The 22,828-nt window shown below is 53.1% G+C and carries 27 protein-coding genes and 1 pseudogene; 12 read left to right on the plus strand and 16 right to left on the minus strand.

Annotated features, from left to right (window positions below; all coding sequences use genetic code 11):
• Positions 1–81: 81 nt before the first annotated feature.
• Positions 82–537 carry an Lrp/AsnC family transcriptional regulator gene (locus JCM12308_RS25720; RefSeq protein ID WP_008552661.1) on the plus strand — a complete coding sequence of 152 codons (456 nt, stop codon included), beginning with the start codon at positions 82–84 and terminating at the stop codon, positions 535–537.
• 44 nt (positions 538–581) lie between these two features.
• Positions 582–1,241, plus strand: coding sequence for a hypothetical protein (locus tag JCM12308_RS25725; protein WP_054785567.1), 660 nt, complete (start codon positions 582–584; stop codon positions 1,239–1,241).
• Here JCM12308_RS25725 and plsY read toward each other — a convergent pair.
• The 3 genes from plsY to JCM12308_RS32845 are packed head-to-tail and all read right to left on the minus strand — an operon-like array spanning position 1,238 to position 2,480.
• Positions 1,238–1,861, minus strand: a complete 624-nt coding sequence (plsY, locus tag JCM12308_RS25730) for a glycerol-3-phosphate 1-O-acyltransferase PlsY (RefSeq protein WP_054785568.1) — start codon at positions 1,859–1,861, stop codon at positions 1,238–1,240. The two genes, JCM12308_RS25725 and plsY, sit on opposite strands and share 4 nt — an antisense overlap.
• Before the next feature lie 11 nt (positions 1,862–1,872).
• On the minus strand, positions 1,873–2,277 hold the full coding sequence (locus JCM12308_RS25735; RefSeq protein WP_306303382.1) for a TetR-type transcription factor C-terminal domain-containing protein: 405 nt from the start codon (positions 2,275–2,277) through the stop codon (positions 1,873–1,875).
• A complete protein-coding gene (locus JCM12308_RS32845; protein ID WP_306303383.1) occupies positions 2,277–2,480 on the minus strand; it encodes a TetR family transcriptional regulator in 204 nt (67 codons plus the stop codon). The genes JCM12308_RS25735 and JCM12308_RS32845 overlap by 1 nt, the downstream gene beginning before the upstream one ends.
• A 230-nt stretch (positions 2,481–2,710) precedes the next feature.
• Here JCM12308_RS32845 and JCM12308_RS25740 point away from each other — a divergent pair, with 230 nt between their 5' ends.
• From JCM12308_RS25740 to JCM12308_RS25770, 8 genes and pseudogenes are all read left to right on the plus strand, one after another.
• Positions 2,711–3,859, plus strand: coding sequence for an isovaleryl-CoA dehydrogenase (locus tag JCM12308_RS25740; protein WP_174519224.1), 1,149 nt, complete (start codon positions 2,711–2,713; stop codon positions 3,857–3,859).
• On the plus strand, positions 3,859–5,466 hold the full coding sequence (locus JCM12308_RS25745; RefSeq protein WP_054785569.1) for a carboxyl transferase domain-containing protein: 1,608 nt from the start codon (positions 3,859–3,861) through the stop codon (positions 5,464–5,466). The genes JCM12308_RS25740 and JCM12308_RS25745 overlap by 1 nt, the downstream gene beginning before the upstream one ends.
• Before the next feature lie 53 nt (positions 5,467–5,519).
• Positions 5,520–7,142: pseudogene (locus JCM12308_RS31965) on the plus strand (ATP-binding protein); the annotation flags it as partial.
• A gap of 123 nt (positions 7,143–7,265) precedes the next feature.
• On the plus strand, positions 7,266–7,466 hold the full coding sequence (locus tag JCM12308_RS31970) for a biotin/lipoyl-containing protein (RefSeq protein WP_244272033.1): 201 nt from the start codon (positions 7,266–7,268) through the stop codon (positions 7,464–7,466).
• Positions 7,467–7,469: 3 nt separating this feature from the next.
• Positions 7,470–9,101 (plus strand): acyl-CoA synthetase, encoded by a 1,632-nt coding sequence (locus JCM12308_RS25755; RefSeq protein WP_054785570.1) that lies wholly within the window; start codon positions 7,470–7,472, stop codon positions 9,099–9,101.
• A gap of 6 nt (positions 9,102–9,107) precedes the next feature.
• Positions 9,108–9,971, plus strand: coding sequence for a hydroxymethylglutaryl-CoA lyase (locus JCM12308_RS25760; protein WP_054785571.1), 864 nt, complete (start codon positions 9,108–9,110; stop codon positions 9,969–9,971).
• Positions 9,968–10,753 (plus strand): crotonase/enoyl-CoA hydratase family protein, encoded by a 786-nt coding sequence (locus tag JCM12308_RS25765; RefSeq protein WP_054785572.1) that lies wholly within the window; start codon positions 9,968–9,970, stop codon positions 10,751–10,753. The genes JCM12308_RS25760 and JCM12308_RS25765 overlap by 4 nt, the downstream gene beginning before the upstream one ends.
• 108 nt (positions 10,754–10,861) lie before the next feature.
• Positions 10,862–12,142 carry a TCR/Tet family MFS transporter gene (locus JCM12308_RS25770; RefSeq protein ID WP_054785573.1) on the plus strand — a complete coding sequence of 427 codons (1,281 nt, stop codon included), beginning with the start codon at positions 10,862–10,864 and terminating at the stop codon, positions 12,140–12,142.
• A 4-nt stretch (positions 12,143–12,146) separates the two neighbouring features.
• Here JCM12308_RS25770 and JCM12308_RS25775 read toward each other — a convergent pair whose 3' ends face one another.
• The 4 genes from JCM12308_RS25775 to JCM12308_RS25790 form a co-directional block, all read right to left on the minus strand.
• Positions 12,147–12,707 carry an isochorismatase family protein gene (locus JCM12308_RS25775; RefSeq protein ID WP_008552582.1) on the minus strand — a complete coding sequence of 187 codons (561 nt, stop codon included), beginning with the start codon at positions 12,705–12,707 and terminating at the stop codon, positions 12,147–12,149.
• Positions 12,708–12,859: 152 nt separating this feature from the next.
• Entirely contained in the window at positions 12,860–13,408 is a 549-nt protein-coding gene (locus JCM12308_RS25780; RefSeq protein WP_054785574.1) for a cysteine hydrolase family protein, read from the minus strand.
• 34 nt (positions 13,409–13,442) lie between these two features.
• On the minus strand, positions 13,443–14,003 hold the full coding sequence (locus JCM12308_RS25785) for a cysteine hydrolase family protein (protein ID WP_008552656.1): 561 nt from the start codon (positions 14,001–14,003) through the stop codon (positions 13,443–13,445).
• Between the two features lie 159 nt (positions 14,004–14,162).
• Entirely contained in the window at positions 14,163–14,711 is a 549-nt protein-coding gene (locus tag JCM12308_RS25790) for a cysteine hydrolase family protein (protein ID WP_054785575.1), read from the minus strand.
• A 98-nt stretch (positions 14,712–14,809) separates the two neighbouring features.
• Here JCM12308_RS25790 and JCM12308_RS32625 point away from each other — a divergent pair, with 98 nt between their 5' ends.
• Both JCM12308_RS32625 and JCM12308_RS25795 read left to right on the plus strand, forming a co-directional pair.
• On the plus strand, positions 14,810–14,941 hold the full coding sequence (locus JCM12308_RS32625; protein ID WP_280138428.1) for a hypothetical protein: 132 nt from the start codon (positions 14,810–14,812) through the stop codon (positions 14,939–14,941).
• A gap of 139 nt (positions 14,942–15,080) precedes the next feature.
• Positions 15,081–15,743, plus strand: a complete 663-nt coding sequence (locus tag JCM12308_RS25795; protein ID WP_244272034.1) for a GlxA family transcriptional regulator — start codon at positions 15,081–15,083, stop codon at positions 15,741–15,743.
• On the opposite strand, the gene JCM12308_RS25800 is transcribed toward JCM12308_RS25795, so the two are convergent.
• The 9 genes from JCM12308_RS25800 to JCM12308_RS31055 form a co-directional block, all read right to left on the minus strand.
• Entirely contained in the window at positions 15,740–16,297 is a 558-nt protein-coding gene (locus tag JCM12308_RS25800; RefSeq protein WP_054785576.1) for a cysteine hydrolase family protein, read from the minus strand. The two genes, JCM12308_RS25795 and JCM12308_RS25800, sit on opposite strands and share 4 nt — an antisense overlap.
• Before the next feature lie 206 nt (positions 16,298–16,503).
• Positions 16,504–16,842 (minus strand): nuclear transport factor 2 family protein, encoded by a 339-nt coding sequence (locus JCM12308_RS25805; protein ID WP_128647513.1) that lies wholly within the window; start codon positions 16,840–16,842, stop codon positions 16,504–16,506.
• 6 nt (positions 16,843–16,848) lie between these two features.
• Entirely contained in the window at positions 16,849–17,463 is a 615-nt protein-coding gene (locus JCM12308_RS25810) for a hypothetical protein (protein WP_054785578.1), read from the minus strand.
• A 196-nt stretch (positions 17,464–17,659) separates the two neighbouring features.
• Positions 17,660–18,883 carry an NADH:ubiquinone reductase (Na(+)-transporting) subunit F gene (nqrF, locus tag JCM12308_RS25815; RefSeq protein ID WP_014287211.1) on the minus strand — a complete coding sequence of 408 codons (1,224 nt, stop codon included), beginning with the start codon at positions 18,881–18,883 and terminating at the stop codon, positions 17,660–17,662.
• Positions 18,884–18,896: 13 nt separating this feature from the next.
• A complete protein-coding gene (gene nqrE, locus JCM12308_RS25820; RefSeq protein ID WP_008552594.1) occupies positions 18,897–19,505 on the minus strand; it encodes an NADH:ubiquinone reductase (Na(+)-transporting) subunit E in 609 nt (202 codons plus the stop codon).
• A gap of 2 nt (positions 19,506–19,507) precedes the next feature.
• A complete protein-coding gene (locus tag JCM12308_RS25825; RefSeq protein WP_014287212.1) occupies positions 19,508–20,164 on the minus strand; it encodes an NADH:ubiquinone reductase (Na(+)-transporting) subunit D in 657 nt (218 codons plus the stop codon).
• Positions 20,164–20,985: a Na(+)-translocating NADH-quinone reductase subunit C gene (locus tag JCM12308_RS25830; protein WP_054785579.1), complete on the minus strand. Its 822-nt coding sequence runs from the start codon at positions 20,983–20,985 to the stop codon at positions 20,164–20,166. Before JCM12308_RS25830 ends, JCM12308_RS25825 begins: the two co-directional genes overlap by 1 nt.
• The gene (locus JCM12308_RS25835) at positions 20,978–22,186 is read right to left on the minus strand and encodes an NADH:ubiquinone reductase (Na(+)-transporting) subunit B (RefSeq protein WP_054785580.1); all 1,209 of its coding nucleotides are present in this window, start codon (positions 22,184–22,186) and stop codon (positions 20,978–20,980) included. The genes JCM12308_RS25830 and JCM12308_RS25835 overlap by 8 nt, the downstream gene beginning before the upstream one ends.
• Before the next feature lie 3 nt (positions 22,187–22,189).
• Positions 22,190–22,822, minus strand: a complete 633-nt coding sequence (locus JCM12308_RS31055) for a hypothetical protein (protein ID WP_373282422.1) — start codon at positions 22,820–22,822, stop codon at positions 22,190–22,192.
• Positions 22,823–22,828: the final 6 nt, after the last annotated feature.

The following is a 22,828-nucleotide window of genomic DNA, read 5'->3' on the forward strand; positions in this document are numbered from 1 at the left end:
CCAGCAACGGCTCTCTGCTATATAGAGAATAAAAGGCAAATTGCACGAAATGCCCTCACATTTTAAAGCGAGAGAACAAAAGTGCCTAAAGAGATAAAACAGCTAGACGAAACTGCCTGCAAAATCCTCGAGATTCTGGAGCGTGATGCCCGCATATCCATCAGCGAACTGGCCAGTCGCATCGGCCTCTCCGCCCCCAGCACCACAGAGCGTGTCCGCAAACTGGAGCAGGATGGCATCATCACAGGCTTTACGGTAGAGATAAACCCAAAGGCGCTTGGCTACATTCTGGAAGCAATCGTGCGCGTCAAACCAAGCCCGGGCAACCTCCATGTAGTGGAACAACTCATCCTCAACGAGCCCCGCTTTACCTCCTGCGATAAAGTCACCGGAGAAGACTGCTTCGTCACCCGCATCTACCTAAAAGACGTCAGCGAACTCGACGACCTGCTCGACCCACTCCACGAAAAAGCAATGACCAACACCTCAATTGTGAAGGCTTCTCCGATTAAGAACCGGATGGTACCACTTCGGTGAGAACTCCTTCACCTAGTTGATGCAACTCAGAACAAGACATTCAAATGCAAAGCTTCTTTACATTTCTAATCTTATTACTTTTTGCTGCAAACGACCAAGCCGATGCGGCATCCGTTTCGAGCCTATTAAGTAAGGATAAATGCATCAAACTCAACACCTTACTTGAAGTAGATATGGAGAGTTATCTCGAAAACGAAAAACGCTATATGATGGAGCGTAACCCATGCGATGCATTTGGCCTTTTGTATGTCCTCGGCCTTGGTCTCAATCCACCTCCATCAAGTCACTTCGATATAAATGTGGGCGCTGCGTACCAATTCTATTATTTTGCCAAAACATACCTTTGGAAGAAATCAAAACCGGCAAATACACCTGAGTATACCCAAGAACTCAACGTTTTGAGAAGTTTGACCCTAACAACATTATCAGACGGGGAAATCGAGATCTCCAAGGATAGAAAAGATATCTATCGGGTATTTCTGCTACGAGAACTTTTCTTTAATTCAAGAAATTCAGATGCAGCGAAAAGTGGGCTTCTAAAAAGCTTTATCGAGTTATACGCTTATGGCATACCGTTAAGTACTTACAGCGAGGTGGACTGCTTCATCAAACATGACATTCCAAAGTACTCTATCGCAGAAATAAAAAAGTCTCCTAGTTTTCTACACTGCGTCCAGAACTTACAGCAAGAAGAAGACGGCTAGAAGCTCAGCTTGTTCTCAGTACCGGAGAGCAGTCTGCCGATATTTGCGCGGTGCTTGGCAACCACCATGGATGCCATCGCCAGTGCGAAGATCTGAAAGTAGATTGTGTGACCAAACATCGGGATGAAGGAAAGCACTAGGAACAGCAGCGCGGCGCAGATGGAACCCAGAGAAACATAGCGGGTCGCAGCAACGATGAGCACAAAAGTCCCCAAACAACTTGCTGCAATCATCGGATCCAGCATGAACAGCACAGCAGCAGCCGTCAGCACACCTTTGCCGCCTCTGAAGCCGAAAAAGACCGGCCAGTTGTGGCCAACAATAGCCCCAGCCCCGGCAAGCAACATGCTCACACTGTCAACCGCAACACCAGAACCTGCATAAACGCCAAGGTACAGGCCAACCAAACAGGCAACGATGCCTTTCAGGATATCTCCAAAAAGAACAACCAAAGCAGCAGGTTTTCCCAGAACACGAAGTGTGTTGGTCAGTCCGGCAGACTTACTGCCATGCTCACGGATATCCTTGCCATAGGCTTTCCCAACCAGCACAGCCGTGCTGATACTGCCCAGCAGATAACCTGCTCCAAGAGCTGCAATTAGCTTAATCAGATCAATCACAGGAATAGCCCCTAGCCCACAACGCCCTGTAGCACCAGTTTCTGGTGCACCTCGATAATCTCATCGATACTAAGCCGTCCGTCGGGGCGATACCAGAAGCAAACACCAGTCAGCATGGCGATAATGGCGAAAGCAGCGACCTCCAGATCCACTTTGGGGAACACACCAGCCTTCACACCATCAGAAAGGATGTTTCGCAGGTTCGCCTCATACTGACTACGCTTGGTGACCACATCCGCACGGTAGTCCTCCCCCAGAGACCGCAGCTCCAGATTCGCTATCACGACATCTGCACGGCGTTCAATGTGGTAGCGAATGTGAAACGCAACAAAGGCTTTGAGACGAGAAACCGGGTCATCCCCTTTGCCTTCCAGCTTCTCCCAGTTCTCAATCAGGCTCACCATATGCTGGTTCATCAACGCCTGAAGCAGCTCGTCCTTACTCTCCACATAGCGATAAACAGACCCCGCTGGACGCCTACTTCAGCTGCAAGCTGACGAAGTGTCATCGCCTCAAAGCCCTTGGCTTCAATCAGCTTTTTCGCTGCGGAGTAGATTGCAGTCTTCGTATCTGCGCCAACGGAGCCTTTGGTTCGTGCCACGATCTGAGCCTTTATCATTCAATATAGGAGACGCAGTCTGTCTGCGCATGCCCGAGTGATGCCTAGCAGTTTTCGGGAAAGAATACGCAACAGGAAATGCGCCCTAAGGGTTATTGCATAGTAACTGAGCGCCTGCTACTAATCAAACGAACGTTCGTTTAATTAATTTGCGATCCACTGGGAAGCTCAACAAAGAGCGTGGATTGACTGGATCGGTAGCAGGAGGAAGCGCCGTGTTTGACGCCGTAATGAATTTTGGTCTTGGTGAAGACATTGATGCTCTGCGCGAAACCATTCGCCGTTGGGCACAAGACAAACTCGCACCGCGCGCCGCTGAGATCGACGAGACCAACGAGTTCCCGAATGACCTCTGGACAGAGATGGGTGAACTCGGCGTGCTGGGCATGACGGCTGACCCGGAATACGGCGGCACCGGCATGGGCTACCTCGCCCACGTTGTTGCGGTTGAGGAAATCTCCCGCGCGTCTGCATCCGTCGGCCTTTCCTACGGCGCACACTCCAACCTGTGTGTGAACCAGATCAACCGCCACGGCACCCCTGAGCAAAAGGCAAAGTACCTGCCAAAGCTCTGCTCCGGTGAGCATGTCGGCTCTCTGGCCATGTCCGAGCCGGGCGCTGGTTCTGACGTTGTTTCCATGAAACTGCGTGCTGAAAAGCGCAACGACCGCTACGTGCTCAACGGCAACAAAATGTGGATCACAAACGGCCCGGACGCCTCCACTCTGGTAGTCTACGCCAAAACCGATCCGGACGCAGGCCCGCGTGGCATGACAGCCTTCCTCATCGAAAAAGGCATGAAGGGCTTCTCTACCGCACAGAAGCTCGACAAACTCGGCATGCGCGGCTCCAACACCTGTGAGCTGGTCTTTGAAGACTGCGAAGTCCCGTACGAGAACGTCCTCGGCGAAGAAGGCAAAGGCGTGAACGTACTGATGTCCGGTCTGGACTACGAGCGCGTCGTTCTCTCCGGTGGCCCACTGGGCATCATGGCAGCAGCTATGGACATCGTTGTGCCTTACATCCACGAGCGTAAGCAGTTCGGCAAGTCCATCGGCGAGTTCCAGCTGATGCAGGGCAAGATCGCTGACATGTACACCCTGATGAACGCCTCCCGCTCCTACGTGTACGCAGTGGCCGCCGCGTGTGACCGTGGCGAAACCACCCGTAAGGACTCCGCTGGCTGTATCCTCTACTCCGCAGAAAACGCTACTAAACTGGCGTTGGAAGCCATCCAGTCCCTCGGTGGCAATGGCTACATCAACGAGTACCCAACCGGTCGCCTGCTGCGCGATGCGAAACTCTATGAAATTGGAGCTGGCACATCTGAAATCCGCCGCATGCTGATTGGTCGTGAGCTCTTCCAGGAAACCAAATAATGGCTGTCATCAAGTCTCAGGCTGCAACGGGTTCGGAAAGCTATAAGAACAACCGCACCCAGCACCTCGCCGCGATGGATGAGGTCCGCGCTGCAAGCCAGCAAGCACTGTTAGGTGGGGGCGAAGGCCCTCGCGAGCGGCACGTGTCTCGTGGGAAAATCCTCCCGCGCGAGCGCGTTGCCCGTCTGATCGATCCAGGTTCTCCATTTCTGGAAGTCGGTCAGTTTGCTGCCCATAACATGTACGACAACGCCTCCCCTTCGGCTGGCATTGTCACCGGTATCGGTCGGGTCAACGGCATCGAATGTATGATTGTTGCCAACGATGCCACGGTTAAGGGCGGCACTTATTATCCGCTGACGGTAAAGAAGCACCTCCGCGCCCAAGAAATCGCCATGGAGAACAATCTCACATGCATTTACTTGGTGGATTCCGGCGGAGCGAACCTGCCTCAGCAGGATGAAGTGTTCCCGGATAAAGAGCACTTTGGCCGCATCTTCTACAATCAAGCCAATATGTCCGCAAAGGGCATTCCGCAAATCGCGGTGGTTATGGGCTCCTGTACCGCTGGCGGCGCATACGTGCCAGCCATGTGCGATGAGACCATCATCGTGAAAGAGCAAGGCACCATCTTCCTCGCCGGTCCTCCACTGGTGAAAGCCGCCACGGGCGAAGTGGTTTCTGCTGAAGATCTAGGCGGCGGGGATGTTCACACCCGCCTCTCCGGTGTGGCAGACCACTTGGCCCGTGACGACGCTCATGCATTGGCGCTGGCCCGTCAGGCCGTCTCCAACCTCAACCGTCGCAAGCCGGACCAGCTTCTGCTGCAAACGCCAGAAGATCCGCTCTACGACCCGGAAGAAATCCTCGGCGTTGTCCCTGCGGACCTTAAAACTCCATACGACGTACGCGAAGTAATCGCCCGCGTGGTCGACGGTTCCCGCTTCGATGAGTTCAAAGCCCGCTACGGCACCACGCTCGTCACCGGTTTCGCTCACATCCACGGCATGCCTGTTGGCATCATCGCCAACAACGGCATCCTGTTCTCCGAAGCAGCCCTCAAAGGCGCGCACTTCGTTGAACTGTGCTGTCAACGCAAAATCCCGCTGGTCTTCCTGCAGAACATCACCGGCTTCATGGTCGGTCAGAAGTACGAAGCAGGCGGCATCGCGAAAGACGGCGCAAAGCTCGTCACCGCAGTGGCATGTGCCAAAGTTCCAAAAATCACCATGCTCATCGGCGGCTCCTTCGGTGCCGGCAACTACGGCATGTGTGGCCGCGCTTACTCACCGCGAATGCTCTGGACATGGCCAAGCTCCCGTATCTCCGTGATGGGTGGCCCACAGGCAGCTGGCGTGCTGGCAACTGTGCGTCGTGACGGCATTGAGCGTAAAGGCGGCACGTGGTCAGCAGAAGAGGAAGCAACCTTCAAGCAGCCGATCATCGATCAGTTTGAAGAGCAAGGGCACCCGCTCTACGCTTCTGCTCGCCTCTGGGATGATGGCATTGTCGACCCGCGCAAAACCCGCGACGTATTGGCTCTGTCCATCGCAGCAACCCTCAACGCACCAATCGAAGACACGCCATTCGGCGTCTTCCGCATGTAAGGGGGCAGCATAGTGTTCAAGAAAATCCTCATTGCCAACCGCGGTGAAATTGCTTGCCGTGTTGCAAAATCCGCCAAAGCCCTCGGCATCAAAGTTGTGGCTGTCTACTCAGACGCCGACCGCGATGCTCGTCATGTGCAAATGGCCGACGAAGCTTACCGCCTCGGCCCAGCACCAGTGGCAGAAAGCTACCTCAACATTCCTGAGCTGCTCGCAGCAGCTAAAACCAGCGGCGCAGACGCCATCCACCCAGGCTATGGTTTCCTTTCAGAGAACCCAGAGTTCGTGGAAGCGGTAGAAGCTGCTGGCCTCGTCTTCATCGGCCCACCAGCGGACGCAATCCGCGCGATGGGTTTGAAAGACGCAGCGAAGAAGCTGATGGAAGAATCCGGCGTTCCTGTTGTACCGGGCTATCACGGTGACAACCAAGACGGCGAGTTCCTAAAAAGCGAAGCTGAAAAGATCGGCTATCCAGTTCTCATCAAAGCCCGCGCAGGCGGCGGCGGTAAAGGTATGCGCCGCGTTGATGACCCGGCAGACTTCATCGAAGCGCTGGAAGGCGCTCAACGTGAAGGCCAGTCCAGCTTTGGCGATCCACGCGTGCTCATCGAGAAGTACATCCTGTCCCCTCGCCACATCGAGGTTCAGGTCTTCTGTGATGGCCATGGCAATGCTGTTCACTTGTTCGAGCGCGACTGCTCCCTGCAGCGTCGCCACCAGAAGGTGATCGAAGAAGCTCCTGCCCCCGGCATGACTGAAGAGATGCGCAACGCCATGGGCGAAGCTGCCGTCAAAGCAGCGCAGGCTGTAGCTATGAAGGGGCCGGTACTGTTGAGTTCATCGTTGATGGCTCTGATGGTCTGCGTCCTGATCGCTTCTGGTTCATGGAAATGAACACCCGCTTGCAGGTAGAACACCCTGTGACCGAGGCAATCACCGGTCAAGATCTGGTCAACTGGCAGCTCTCCGTAGCAGCTGGTGGCACTCTGCCTCTGATGCAGGACGAGCTCACCATCTTCGGACATGCATTCGAAGCACGTATCTACGCAGAAGATGCGGAAGCAGGCTTCCTGCCAGCAACCGGAACGCTGAACGAGCTAAAGCTGCCAGAACTGTTTGCCCGCATCGATAGCGGTGTGCGCAAAGGCGATACGATCACCCCTTACTACGATCCAATGATCGCAAAGGTGATCTGCCACGGCGAAACTCGTGAAGCAGCTCTGGCAAAAATGTCTCTGGCATTGGAAAAGAGCCACGCAGTCGGCTGCACCACCAACATCACCTTCCTGCACCGCCTGTGTAACCACGAGGGCTTTGCAAAAGGTGAGATGGATACAGGTCTCATCGACCGTGAGCTGGAAGCTCTCACCAAACCAACAGCCCCAACCCGGCATGCTTTTGCAATGGCCGCTCTCATCGAGCTCGGCTTTGCAGCTGAGACTGCCGTATTAGATGATGATCCATGGGTAAGCCTCACCGGTTGGCGTCACTGGACCGCTGCAAAGCAGTTCGCACACCTCTCATGGCGTGATGAAGTGACCGAGGTTGTTGCAAGCCGTCATCATGATGGCAGCCTGACAGTGACGGTTGATGGTGAGACGTTCGATCTGCAGATCCTCTCCGTAGATAACAACCACATGCGCGTGGACTTCTCCGGTCAGATCACCTCTGCAGATTTCTTCGTCGAAGACACCAGCCTCACACTCTTCTCTGATGGTGTGACATGGCGCTTTGACCTGCCGGATCATCTGGCAGAGCAGGATGACAGTGCAGCGTCAGGCAATGCAATCACCTCTCCAATGCCAGGCCTTGTGCGTGCAGTAAACTGCAAGCCGGGTGATAAGGTATCTGAGGGCGACACCCTGATTGTCACTGAAGCCATGAAGATGGAACACTCTCTCAAAGCACCACGTGATGGTGTGGTGGCAGAAGTGATGGCGAACGCAGGTGACCAGGTGGAAGAAGGCGTTATACTCCTCACGCTTGAGGAGGAGGAATAACCGTTGTTGCCATCTGCGAATACCTATGAGGAACTCCGAGAAAAGTTTCAGTGGAACATCCCGGAGTTCTTCAACATTGGCGTAGATATCTGTGACAAGTGGGCGGACAAAGATGCCGCCCGCGAAGCACTCATCTTCGCTGAAGAAGAAGGGCCAACAACCACCTACACGTTCGGTGACTTGAAAAAGCTGAGCAATCAGCTGGCCAACCTGCTCATTTCACAAGGCATTAATCGCGGTGATCGTGTTGGCATCCTGTTGCCGCAAGCACCAGAGACAGCCTTCTCCCATATCGCAATTCACAAGCTCGGCGGCATCTCTATTCCGCTCTTCTCCCTGTTTGGCGAAGAAGCACTGGAGTACCGACTGGGTAACTCCGGCGCCAAAGCTCTCATCACCAACAACGCAGGTGCTGCAAAGCTTGAAAAGATCCGCGAAAGCCTGCCAGAGCTTGAACTAATCTTGAATATTGAGGGCACTGACTTCGGCACCCGTTCGCTCCATGTAGAAATGGCAGAGCAGAGCGAAGACTTCATACCGGTGAAGACGAAGGCCGAAGATCCAGCTATTATCATCTACACCTCCGGCACCACAGGCCAGCCGAAAGGCGCGTTGCACGCACACCGCACGCTGCTTGGTCACTTGCCTGGCGTAGAGATGCCGCACAACATGTTCCCGAAAGCAGGTGACCGTTTCTGGACGCCTGCGGACTGGGCATGGATTGGCGGTTTGATTGATGTTCTCCTGCCAAGCCTGCACCACGGTGTTACAGTCGTCGCCTGTCGCTTCAAAAAGTTCAGCGGCGAAGCAGCCTTCCAGCTGATGCAGGATCTAAAAATTCGCAATGCCTTCATCCCTCCAACCGCGTTGAAGATGATGCGGCAGGTTGAGAATCCGAAGAACCGCTGGAACTACTCTCTCCGCTCTCTCGGCAGTGGTGGCGAAGCCCTCGGCGCTGAACTGATCCAATGGGGCCACGATACATTTGGCCTGACAATCAGTGAGTTTTACGGCCAGACAGAGTGCAATCTTGTTGTCTCCACCTGCGCAGAGTTGATGGAAACCCGTCCCGGTGTCACCGGCAAAGCCGTGCCGGGCTTTGATGTGCAGATTGTAGACGATAACGGCACCATTCTGGAAACCGGTCAGCTCGGCAACATCGGCGTTCGCGCACCGAACCCTGTTATGTTCCTGCAGTATTGGAACAACCCGGAAGCCACGAAGAAGAAGTTCTCCGGCGACTTTCTCATCACGGGCGATAAAGGCGTGATGGACAAGGACGGCTGGATCCAGTTTGTTGGCCGCGACGATGATGTCATCACGTCTTCCGGCTATCGCATAGGCCCCGGCGAGATTGAAGACTGCCTGCTGAAACACGACGCTGTTGCCATGGCAGGTGTGATCGGCAAGCCGGATAAACTGCGGACTGAGATCGTCAAAGCCTACATTGTGCTCAAGGAAGGCATTGAGCCTTCTGATGAACTCGCCAAAGAACTTTCTGAGTTTGTTAAGCAGCGTTTGGCTGCCCATGAATATCCAAGAGAACTGGAATTTGTCGAAGCCCTGCCAATGACAACAACCGGTAAGGTGATCCGCAGAGAACTTCGTGCCCGCGCTATCGACGAGGAGGTTTGATCAGCGATGAGCAAGAAACTAAACATTTTTGAAATGGGCCCACGCGACGGCCTTCAGAATGAAAAAACGCTGATCCCAACAGCAAGCAAAATCGAACTGATCAACCGCCTTTCCGAATGCGGGTTTGAGAAGATCGAAACATCAAGCTTCGTCTCGCCCAAGTGGGTGCCACAAATGGCAGATGCGGCGGAAGTGTTTGCAGGCATCGCTCGCAAGCCCGGCATTCGCTACACCGCGCTAACGCCAAACATCAAAGGCTACGAGCGCGCTAAAGCATCCGGTGCGGATGAAGTTGCAATCTTCGCATCTGCGTCTGAGGGCTTCTCGCAAAAGAACATCAACTGTTCCATTGAAGAGAGCTTCGACCGGTTCGCTCCAATCGTGGAAGCCGCAAAAGCAGACGGCATTCCGGTTCGAGGTTACGTCTCCTGCGTTGTTGAGTGCCCCTATGATGGCCCAACACCGGTTGAGAACACCGCCATGGTCTCCGAACGTTTGCTACAGATGGGCTGCTACGAGGTTTCCCTCGGCGACACCATCGGGGCTGCAACTCCGGAAACAACCGAGGCCATGCTGGACGCAGTGCTGAAGGTTGTTCCTGTTGAACAGCTTGCGGGCCACTTCCACGATACCAAGGATCTGGCTCTGGCTAACATCATGTCCAGCATCAAGATGGGTCTGCGGACATTCGACTCCGCAATCGGTGGCTTGGGTGGATGTCCTTATGCTCCGGGAGCCAAAGGCAACGTCAGCACACTGGCAGTCGCAAAAATGGCGAAATTGCTGGACTACGATACCGGTCTGGACATCGAAAAGCTGGAACAAACGCAAGAGTTCATTCTCTCCATTAAAGAGGCAGCCGCCGCATGACCTTTGAGAACATTCGCATCGAGAAAGCCGAAAACGGTATCACCACCCTATGGCTGGCACGCTCTGAAAAGCACAATGCCATGAATGCTGAAATGATGGACGAACTTGCAGCCGCAGCCGAGGAGCTCGACAACTGCGAGCAAACCCGCGCTGTCATTCTGGCTGCAGATGGCGAAACCTTCTGCGCTGGTGGCGACCTCAAATGGATGCAGGCACAGGCTGAAAAAGACCGTATCGGCAAGATGCAGGAGGCCAACCGTCTGGCAGGCATGCTCAAACGCCTCGACAGCATGAAAAAGCCTCTGATCGCCCGCGTCCACGGCCCAGCCTATGGCGGCGGTGTTGGTATGCTCAGTGTGTGTGATCTGGTGGTCGCAGCCGACAACACCAAGTTCGCCCTCACTGAAACCCGCCTCGGCCTGATCCCGGCAACCATCGGCCCGTATGTGGTACGCCGTCTGGGTGAAGGTCATGCCCGTCAGGTGTTCATGAACGCCCGTCCATTTGGCGCAGAAAGAGCCCGTCATCTGGGTCTGGTTTCACTGGTGACATCAGCCGATGACCTGCACGCAGTAACGCAGAAAGAAGCAGAAGCTTATCTGAACTGCGCACCGGGCGCGGTTGCCGATGCAAAAGCACTTTGTCAGAATTTGGCACGCATGCAGGTAGAAGATCAGATTGACTACACAGCAAATGCCCTAGCGGATAGATGGGAAACATCTGAAGCACAAGCCGGAATTGCTGCCTTCTTCGCTAAAGAAACACCACCTTGGCGTAAATAAATCTTCATGACGACTGTTTGACCTGCGGCATATGCACAAATGCTGAGTTTTTTCTTTACTTGCTGGAGCGCTTTGTTACATAGCATTTAGCGAAAAAACGAGAAAAGAATGCTGCCGGCACTGCAAGCTATCAGGTCAAAACAGGATTTTCATACCCTTGTCTTCATTGCAGGGACTGTTTTGCTGAACGCGATTGGTGCTGGTTTGATCATTCCGGTGACCCCGGCACTGGTTGCAGAACTCAGCCAAACCACCATCGCAGACGCAGCCCTCTGGGGGGGCTACATCGCGGCAAGCTACGCTGCCATGCAGTTCCTCTTCGGCCCTGCCGTTGGCGCAATTTCAGACCGCTTTGGCCGCCGCCCAGTGCTGCTGATCTCACTGGCTGTCCTGACAATCGACTACCTGATCATGACCTTCGCAGGCTCGCTCTGGGTCTTGTTCATCGGCAGGCTACTCGCCGGAGTGGCCAGCGCTACCTACGCCACCGCTTACGCAGCCGTCTCCGACATCTCCCACAACGGCAAACGCGCCACCCGCTTTGGCATGGTCGGTGCAGCCATCGGCTTCGGCTTTGTGATTGGCCCTGTCATTGGCGGCACCCTCGCCCTCTTCGGCATTCGTGTACCGTTCTACATTTCCGCGATCCTGATCGCCATCACCTTCGTCTACGGTCTGTTCTATATGCCAGAGACCCTGCCAAAAGCAGCGCGAAAAGCCATCCGCTGGCGCAGAGCAAACCCTGTTGGGGCGGCTTTGGACATCGCCCAGACACCTGTACTGATGTGGCTGTTCATCGCCCTCTTCCTGTTTGAGATGGCGAACTTCGTGTACCCGGCCATCTGGCCTTACTACACCATTGAAGCCTTCCACTGGACCACCGCACAAGTGGGCCTCTCCCTTGCCATCGTCGGCATAGGCTTCTCAAGCGTCAAAGGCGGCCTCATCCGCTGGATCATCCCTCGCAAGGGAGAAGCCAAAACGGTTCTCTATGGCTTCTTCTTCGCCGTTATCGCCTTGTTGGGCTTCGCCTTCGCACCCAACACGCTCACCGTCATCCTGCTGCTCCCACCAGCAGCGCTTGGTGCCATGATCCCACCTGCAATGATAGCCCTGATGAGCCACCACGTCTCTCAGGACAAACAGGGCCGTCTGCAAGGCGCACTGACCAGCATCATCGGCCTCACACTGGTGCTCTCCACACTGATGATGACCCAGCTCTTCACCCACTTCACAGCTGATGGAGCAGAGCTTTATTACCCTGGCGCACCATTCCTGCTCGCAGCCACATTCATGGTGCTTGCCATCGGTCCATTCCTGATCGGCTTGAAGAAGATCAACGGCAACTCACAACCAGTTGCCCTGCCAGAAAGCACACTCGCAGAGTAACCCCTCAGGCTATCGAATTTCGCTGCAGATACTCTGTTGTTGAGACGATATTGCTGCAAATGAACGACAGTGAAGCCATGATCGCTGCCTGCACAAACTCCTGTTGCGACGACTGGTCATTCGCCCCCGGCTCACGCGTCGCACAAGCATCATAGATAATCGTAATCGGATACCCCAGTTCCGTCGTCGCATGCGCTGCCGCAGCAATGCAGTCCTTGCTCATGGAGCCGCAAATCACCAGCTCCTCAACATTCTCATCATCCAGAATTTGCTTGAGATTGTTATTGAGGAAGATGTTGGAGGTGTACTTGGTCACCACAGGCTCATGCGGCAACGGCTTGGCCATGTCATGGATCTCTGCTCCGATGGTCCCCTCAACAGTAAACGGCGCATCCTTCTCTTTGAAGTGGTGTTGAATGTGAACGATGGTCTGATCCTGAGCGCGTGCATTTGCAAGCAACATCTGAATGTTCCCTGCAGCTTCCAACTGCCCTTCCAACTCACATTTCCCACCGGGAAAGAAGTCGTTTTGACAGTCAATTATCAGCAGCGCTGTCCTCGTCATTTTCCGTTCAACACCTCCTGTCACAGGCAGTTCGCGAACATTCTAATAGATATCGATTGACGGAACTGAGCCAGAAAAACCCGCATTTTTCATAAAATCTAGAGGTAAGCGCCAGACCTTATAAAGAGCGGTCCACACACATGCAGCCCAGCTCAGACAGCCAGATATTCTTCGGTAGTAATCACTTTGCCATAGGCAAAGGAAAGTGCAGCCATGATTGCCCCTTGCACATACTTTGCAGGCACAACTTCCCCCTCAAACTCAAGGTCACAGGTCGCACAAGCATCATAGATAACGGTAATCGGATACCCCAGATCAACAGTCGCCCGCGCTGCTGCATCAATGCACAAATGAGACATGCCCCCACAGATAACGATCTCCTCAACCCCGGCATCCTCGAGGATTTGCTGAAGGTTGGTGTTGAGGTAGCTGTTCGCCGTGTACTTCACCACCACATGCTCCCCTTCCACCGGCTTGCAGCTGTCATGTAGCTCAGCTCCGATGGTTCCTTCAGCCAGGAAGGGTGCATACTTGTCTTTGAAAAAATGCTGAATATGGACAACGATATCTTTGTTTTCACGCGCAGCTTTGAGCAAACGCTGAATGTTTGCTGCAGATTCGACCTGCCCCACCAACTCACACTTCCCACCCGGGAAGAAGTCATTCTGACAATCTATGATGATAAGGGCCTTTTTGGTCATATCCCCTCTACAGGCTGTTCATGAAAAAAGTCGCTTACGCTCCATTCACCGTGTCCAGAAACTCATCTGTCGAAATCACGTTGCTATGCGCAAAACGCAAGGACGCCATCATCGCGGTATGAACGTGATCCGCTGGCACTTTCACACCATTGAACTCAAGGTCTTCTGTCGCACAGGCGTCATAGATAATCGTCAACGGATAGCCCAGATCCAGAGTTTGCCGCGCGGTTGCGTTCACGCAGTTCTGGCTCATGGAGCCACACATCACGATTTCATCAATACCTGCCTCAACAAGGATCTGCTGTAGGTTAGTATCCTTATAGCCGTTCATGTAGTTTTTAACGACAACCGGTTCCCCATCAACGGGCTTGGCGCACTCGTTAATCTCTACCCCGGGAGATCCTTCAACCAGATAAGGCTCTGACTTATCTTTATACATATGCTGGAGATGAATGACGTTCTCGTCGTTGTCGCGAACCACCTCCAGAAGACGGGCAATGTTTTTTCCTGCTTCAACTTGCCCAGCTAAAGGGCAGGCACCACCTGGAAAATAATCGTTCTGGCAGTCGACAATAATTAGGGCCCTTTTTGGCATAAGCACACCTCAGTCCTATTGGTCTTTTCAGCGCAGACAATAAGGGCAACACGTTTAAGCATGCCGGATTTTAAGAAGCAGATTTTATAAAATCCCGAGCTAACAACGCCAAAAGCCAGCTTGAACAGCTGGCTCCTGAACTCATCTGAAAGTGCGCAGTTATCCCGCCAGATAGTCGTCTGTCGTGATCACCTTGCCATAAGCGAATGCCAAAGCCGCCATGAAGGCACCGTGCACGTACTTTGCTGGGATCACTTCGCCATTATGCTCCATGTCCAAAGTTGCACAGGCATCATCAATGATGGTTGCGGTGTAACCCAGATCAACAGCACCGCGCACTGTCGCATCAATGCAGTTGTGAGACATGGAACCAACAACAACCAGATGCTCAATGCCCTGCGCGTCCAACACCTCTTTCAGATTGGTCTCAAGGAAGCTGTTTGCAAACTGCTTCACAACAAGCGGCTCACCATCCTGCGGCAACACAGTCTCATGAATTTTAACGCCTTCAGTGCCTTTGTTGAAGAACGGCGCATCACCTGCTTCCACCACATGCTGAATATGGATGATCGGTGTGTTCTTGCTGCGGCTGTCTTCCAGCAAGCGCTTGACGTTCTGAGCAGCTTCAACCTGCCCCTTCAGTTCCCAAGCACCGCCCGGGAAGTAATCGTTCTGCACATCGACGATAACCAGTGCTGACTTAGACATGTATGCCTCCATAGGTTTGTTCTTATGCAGCCAACCTAATCTGCATCCACCAATCCCTCGATTGGCATATACGACATAAAACATGCTATAATCGCCAAATGAGCTACTCGGACAAACATCATCGCATTGGCATCCTCTCCTATCCGGGTGCCCAGCTTTCAGCTGTTTACGGCCTCGTTGACATGCTCAACGCCGCAAACAAGGGTGAAGCAACGCGCATAGAGCTGTGATCCTTCAGCAAGATCAGCTGCCGACTATGGAAAACAACACATTCTCCGCAGTCATCCTCCTCCCAGTCTGGCAGCTCAGCAACCAACAGTTTCCCCAGCCCTAACTCAATGGCTCAAACAGCAGCATGGGCACGGCGCTATCCTCTGCTCCATCTGCGTTGGCGCTGTCTTACTTGCCGAAACTGGCATTCTTGACGGCAGACCTGCGACAACTCATTGGGCCATTACAGAGAGCTTCGCAGAACGGTTCCCGCATGTGAAGCTCGACACGGACAAGATGATCGTGGACGAAGGCGACGTCATCACCGCCGGCGGCATAATGGCCTGGACAGATCTCGGCCTAAGACTCATCGATCACTTCGCAAGCCACGCAACCATGCTGGACGTCGCTCGTCATTTTCTCATAGATCCAGCAGGACGGGAGCAAAAAAACTATCGCCGCTTCTATCCTAACCTCTCCCATGGCGATCAGGCCATCCTCAAAGCCCAGCACTGGCTGCAGATGGCTTACAAGCAAAAGCTGACGGTGCCCGACATGGCAGAGAAAGCTGGCCTCACCGGCAGAACCTTCCTGCGCCGTTTTGAAACCGCAACAGGCCACACACCCAACGCTTACCTCCAGCAACTGCGCATCACTGAAGCCCGTCAGCAACTGGAGCAGACCAAACGCTCTTTCAATGAGATCGCGTGGGAAGTTGGCTACGACGACCCAACCGCCTGTCGCCGTGTCTTCATCAAAACCACAGGACTAAGCCCCGGTCAGTACCGTCAAAAGTTCGGCTATCAAAGCCACGCTGCTTAGTGCGGATGTGTCAGAAACTCATCCGTCGATACCACAGACGCATTAGAAAAAATGAGCGAAGCCATGATCGCAGCCTGCACATCATCAACGGAGACTTCGCGCCCGCGGAACTCCATGCAACTCGCTGCACAGGCATCATAAATCACGGTCACCGGATATCCCAGATCCATGGTGGCACGCGCTGTCTCAACAATGCAGTACTGAGTCATTGATCCGCAGATCACCAGATCATCAATCTTGTGATCCGTCAGCAACTGCTTGAGATTGGTGCCCTCCAATGCGTTGAAACTGTATTTGGTGACAATCGGTTCGTCTTGTTTTGGCCAGACCATCTTATTGATCTCAGCCCCAAATGATCCCTCAGCCATGAAAGGGGAATTAGGGTCTTTGTAGACATGCTTGATATGAATGACGAACTCGTGGTGCTGCCTCGCATCTTTCAGCAGTTCAACAATGTTCCCCGCAGCTTCCATCTGCTTGGGCAACTCAAACTTCCCACCTGGGAAATGGTCATTCTGACATGCAATGATGAGCAAAGCGGTGTTATGCGTCATACCCAACCCTCTACAGCGCATCCCTGCTGGACGGTTCAGCACCCGCAAAGGAAACGCGCAACAAGCGTCAGAGCCTGAAAAAAGATGCTCACAAGCGCGTCAGGCCCTAGTGAAAATTCACCACCCCACATACTAGGCCCCAATTCATTTAGGCCACGCGCACGCAATCAGTCGGATTTTAGAGAACTGTGAGGATTGCTCGCCTACTACGATGCCCATCGTGTTCCTTGATGATAAATCATAGACCACTGCTCGCCCTCAAACTTCCAGATAGAAGTCCGCTGCGTTTCATTCTCAACGATGCTGTAAAACACCTGAACAAGCCCGCTGCTTAACTCCCGCAGGCGAAAATTCTCTATTGTTCTGACAGGATAATCCGCGGCCTCTTCCGGAAGCGCATCGAGTATCTGCGCCCGATCATACATCCGACCACTCGCACCAATCTCAATGAAGTCTGGATGCAGCAACAACTCAAGTTGCTGGTGATCTCCACGAACTGAAGGCAGAAGAAGTTGATTTTCAAGAGAGCGGAGAGTTTCCAGCATGTTCAACTAGCCTTTTGTTTTGATACGCTTTTCAGCAAACCATTTACCAACAAATAGTCCCAATGCAGTGCAAAGCGCCATGCCCAGAAAATGGAGCAATAGCAAGAACAACAATCCCAACGAGACAGATAATTCAATCCCAAATCCTGAAAACAGTAAGGCAACCAAACCAAATATAAAACGCGCAGCGAAGTCCAATGGGGTTTGGCTAAGAGGGCTAACAATCAATAGCTCTCGCTCAAATCCCGGGAGATCAAAGCCATTACCAACAAGACCACTCTTGCTGAGATACTGCTCAATAATATGAAGAAGAATGGTACCGTTGGTAGCTTCTTTAAAAACCAGAACAAACAAGTAAGCACATGCAGAACAGGCCAATGCCAACTTGCACAAGTCCTTAGTTTTGATTTTTTGATGGTTTGAACGAAACAGATTGAATCCGATAATAATACCTGAAATCACCAGCAAAATCGTAGGAAGGCTATTAGCCGTGATCGCGACATTAAACAGCTCTTGTGTGTAATGAAAAACCAGCCAAATGCTCAAATAAAGTAGGATGTAAACGATCCCATATGTGACTGCTATTTTTTCAACTCGCCACAAAGATTTAGCATTCGGCATGCATGAACTCTCCACTCCAAAAAACTGAGCACATAAACACATGCAATTCTAGGTTTAGTCAAGTAAACCCTAAACGCACTTTGCAAGTGTGCCTGTTTTACGCCGCTATAAGTCTGACATCATTAAGTCTCATGAGAATAAAAAACCCGGCGCCTTTCGACACCGGGTCTCTTAATTCTCGCAGTACTTTCAGCGGTTAGCCGCCGAAGTCATCTAGCATGATGTCTTCACGTTCCACGCCCAGATCAAGCAGCATGTTGATCACGGACTGGTTCATGATTGGAGGACCACACATGTAGTACTCGCAGTCTTCTGGCGCAGCGTGGTCCTTCAGGTACTCGTTGTAGAGCACGTTGTGAATGAACCCGGTGTAACCGTCCCAATCATCATCTGGCTGAGGATCAGAAAGCGCCACATGCCATGTGAAGTTCGGGAACTCTTTCGCCAGCTGGTCAAAGTCTTCAACAAAGAACATCTCTTTCTTGGAACGCGCACCGTACCAGAAAGTGATCTTACGATCGCGGTTCTCAAGACGCTTCAGCTGATCGAAGATGTGGGAGCGCATTGGTGCCATACCAGCACCACCACCGATGAACACCATTTCCTTGTCAGTTTCGCGAGCGAAGAACTCACCGAACGGACCGGAGATGGTCACCTTGTCACCTGGCTTCAGGTTGAAGATGAACGAAGACATCTTACCAGCCGGAATGCCTGTGGTGCCAGGAGGTGGAGAAGCAACACGAACGTTCAGCATGATCATGCCTTTTTCGTCCGGGTAATTCGCCATGGAATAAGCACGCTCAACTGGCTCGTCCACGATGGACTCATACTGCCACAGATTGAACTTGTCCCAATCTTCACGATACTGCTCTTCGATGTCGAAGTCGGTGTACTTCAGCTTGTGCGCAGGCGCTTCAATCTGAATGTAACCACCAGCACGAAAGTTCACGTCTTCGCCTTCTGGCAGGTCCAGAACCAGCGCTTTAATGAAGGTCGCAACGTTTTCGTTGGAGCGAACAGTACACTCCCACTTTTTCACGCCGAACACTTCTTCAGGCACTTCAATCTTCATGTCCTGCTTCACAGCAACCTGACAGGAAAGACGGTCACCACAGCGCGCTTCACGCTTGGTGATGTGGCTTTCCTCAGTCGCCAGAATGGAACCACCGCCCTCATGCACTTTCACGCGGCACTGAGCACAGGTACCACCGCCACCACAGGCGGAAGGAACGAAGATCTTCTGATCAGCCAGAACATTGAGCAACTTACCGCCCGCAGGAACGGATACAGTGCGCTCACCGTTGATTTCGATATTAACGTCGCCGGAAGCAACCAGCTTGCTGCGCGCCATGAGAATGACGATCACCAGCGCAAGCACGATCAGAGTGAAGAGCGTAATGCCCCAGGTAAAGTCTTGCATCTGCTCGTCTCCCTTACAGCTTCACGCCTGAGAAAGCCATGAAACCCATAGCCATCAGACCAGCGGTGATGAAGGTGATACCAAGACCCTGCAGTCCATCAGGAACGTCAGAGTACTTCAGCTTTTCACGCACACCAGCCATTGCAGTAATCGCGAGCGCCCAACCAATACCGGAAGCAACACCGTAAACGGAGGATTCTGCCAGGTTGTAGTCACGCTCCACCATGAACAGAGAACCACCCATGATGGCGCAGTTCACAGTGATCAGCGGCAGGAAGATACCCAGCGCATTGTAAAGCGCAGGAACATAGCGATCGAGGAACATTTCCAAAATCTGCACCACAGCAGCGATAACGCCGATGTAAGAGATCAGACCCAGGAAGCGCAGGTCAGTACCTTCAAGACCAGCCCACTCCAGCGCGCCTTCATTCAGCAGCGTGGTGTAGAGCAGGTTGTTGATTGGCACAGTCAGAGCCTGCACAACAACAACGGAGATACCCAGACCCAACGCAGTCTCAACCTTCTTGGAAACCGCAAGGAACGTACACATTCCAAGGAAGAAGGAGAGCGCAAGGTTTTCGATAAAGATCGCCTTTACGGCGAGGGAAAGAAGCCCTTCCATAATCAGTGAGCTCCCTCAGTTTCCATGATTTTATATTCGCGCTTCTCAACCTGCGCAGGCTTCCAGGTACGGAATGCCCAGATCAGCAAGCCAATCACGAAGAACGCGGACGGAGGCAGCAGCAGCAGACCGTTTGGCACGTACCAGCCACCGTTGTTGACGGTTTCAAGGATCTGAACACCAAACAGGGAACCTGAGCCGAACAGCTCACGAACTACACCAACCAGCAGCAGGATCAGGGAGTAACCCAGACCGTTACCGATACCATCAAGGAAGGATGGGATTGGTGGGTTCTTCATTGCAAATGCTTCAGCGCGCCCCATCACGATACAGTTGGTGATGATCAGACCAACGAACACGGACAGTGTCTTGGAGATCTCATAGAGATACGCCTTCAGGATCTGGTCAACCAGAATAACGAGAGACGCAATAATCACCATCTGCACGATAATGCGGATAGAAGACGGGATCTGGTTACGCAGAATGGAGATGAAGAAGTTGGAGAACGCCGTCACAAGCGTCACCGCAATCGCCATCACAAACGCAACTTTCAGAGAGGACGTTACCGCTAGTGCGGAACAGATGCCAAGAACCTGAAGTGTGATCGGGTTGTTATCGACCAACGGGTCCTTGAGCATGGAGAAGTCTTTGCCAGCCATTACGCCTCTCCTTTTTTCAGATTGTCGAGGAAGGTCTTGAAGCCCTGCTCGCCCATCCAGAATTTGACGAGGTTGTCGACACCACGGGAGGTCAGCGTTGCACCTGCAATCGCATCAATGTGGTGTTTGGAGCCATCAATACCTGCTGGAGCAGCTTTGCCGACGCCAATGTTAACTGCGCCGTTATCGCCATAAACCAGCTTGCCAGGCCACTGAGCCATCCATTTTGGATTGTCTACTTCAGCGCCGAGACCAGGTGTCTCACCGTGAGCGTAGAAACGCAGGCCGTACACTTCATTGCCATCAGCATTCAGTGCGATGAAGCCATAAAGCGTAGACCACAGGCCGTAACCGTGAACCGGCAAAACGATGCGTTCGATTTTACCCGCATCATCACGAAGCAGATAAACGGAAGCCAGTTTTGCCTGACGCTTGATGGATGCCGGATCGTTTGCCAGAGCGATAGAACGAGCTGGATCTTTCGCAGCAACACGCTGGTCATAGGTCGCAGCGTCTTCTGCATCAGAAAACTTGCCAGTCGCAACATCAACAAGGCGAGGTTCGAAGGCACCAAATGCCTTTTCAACATCGATGCCATCCTGGTAGAGGCCAGCAACCTTGAGGATGTTGGTCTTCTTATCCAGCGTCTTGTTGATTTCCTGCTGTGGCTTCAACATCACCGCAGCGCCGGAAACAATCATGGAACAGATCAGACACAGAACCACAGCAACGGTAATCGTGCGCGGTGCAGAGTCCAGAGGCATCGCGTTGAAGCGCGCCCACAGACCTGTTGGAGCTGTTGTGTTTTCAGCATTAGGCATGGCGCTTCATCCTCCGTGTGATGTTCGCCTTCACAACGAAGTAGTCGATCAGCGGGGAGAAGATGTTGCCGAACAGAATTGCCAGCATCATACCTTCAGGGAAGGCCGGATTGATGACGCGGATCAGGATACACATCACGCCAATCAGCGCAGCATAGATGTAGCGGCCCGGATTGGTCATTGCAGCCGTCACCGGCTCAGTCACCATGAACACGAGGCCGAACATGAAGCCGCCAGTGACAAGGTGCCAGTACCAAGGCATTGCAAACATTGGATTGGTGTCGGAGCCGATCAGGTTCAGCAGTAAGCTGAAGCCGATCATACCAGCCAGACAGCCAACAATCAGACGGTAGTTCGCGATACCCGTGGTCACAAGGAACACACCGCCGATCGCAATTGCAATCGTGGAGGTCTCACCAAAGGAACCCTGAATGGTGCCGATGAAGGAGCTGGTCCAGGTGATGCCATTCGCAGCCAGACCCTGCATGCCGTCAGCCGCAGCAACACCCAGTGCAGTCGCACCGGAGAAGCCATCAACTGGCGTCCAAACCGCGTCACCGGACATTGCTGCCGGATAAGCGAAGTACAGGAACGCACGGCCAACAAGCGCCGGGTTCAGGAAGTTTTTGCCGGTACCACCGAACACTTCCTTGCCGATAACCACACCAAACGCGATACCAAGGCCAACCTGCCACAGCGGAGTGGAAGCTGGAAGGATCAGCGTGTAAAGCATGGAAGAAACGAAGAAGCCTTCGTTCACTTCGTGACCACGCACAATGGCGAACAGCACTTCGAAGATACCACCAACACCGAGCGTTACGATGTAGATTGGCAGGAAGTACAGAGCACCATGCGCCATGTTGGCGAAGATGTTGTCCGGATTAAAGCCGATACCCAGCAGAGACAGGATCGCAGCGCGCCAGCCAGCTGGCTCGGTGATGCCCATCGCAGCCAGTGCTGAGTTGGTCTGCATGCCGGTGTTATACATACCAAACAGGATCGCAGGGATCGTCGCCAGCACAACGTAGGTCATGACACGCTTAAGGTCAGCATGGTCACGAGCGTGCGGCGCAACGCTGGTCACTGTTTTTGGAGTGTAGATGAAAGTGTCCACCATCTCATAGACGGCGTAGAACTTTTCGTATTTGCCACCCTTTTCAAAGAGCGGCGCAATACGATCAAACTTATCGCGCAAGCTCACGGGTTAGCCCTCTTTCTCGATTTTATCAAGATTTGCACGCAGCGCAGCTCCGTATTCATTCTTGGAATGGCAGATGAAGGTGCATAGCGCCAAATCTTCTTCGTCCAACTCCAGAGCACCAAGCTTCTGCGCCATGTCAGTGTCCAGCACCATCAGGGCACGGAGCAGCTGAGTTGGAAGAACATCGAGCGGCATTACCTTCTCATAAGTACCCAATGGAACGATCGCACGGATGGAGCCGTTCTTGTTGGTACCAAACGGGAACTTCAGCTTGCTGCGGAAGAAACCGGAAGGATGCACATTAAGGTTAGACCACTTGGTCATGAATGGGCGAACCCAGCCAACAACGTCTTGCTTGCGGTCTTCTTCCATCAGCGTCACCTGAGTGTGGTAACGGCCAAGGAAGGCAAACTGGTCTTCGGCAATCGTGCCGGAGAGAATAGAGCCGGAAACCACGCGGGCAGGAACACCCGGAAGAGTTTCACCAGCCAGCAACTCAGTCAGATCAGCACCAACGCGAGTTGTTACCAGACGCGGCTTAGTCGCCAGCGGGCCAGCAACAGAAACAACGCGGGAAACATCCAGCTCACCTGTCAGGAACAGGTTACCGATTGCGATGACATCCTGATAACCGATGGTCCA

The sequence above is a fragment of the Pseudovibrio denitrificans JCM 12308 genome, assembly GCF_001310815.1.
Taxonomy (GTDB): Bacteria; Pseudomonadota; Alphaproteobacteria; order Rhizobiales; family Stappiaceae; genus Pseudovibrio; species Pseudovibrio denitrificans.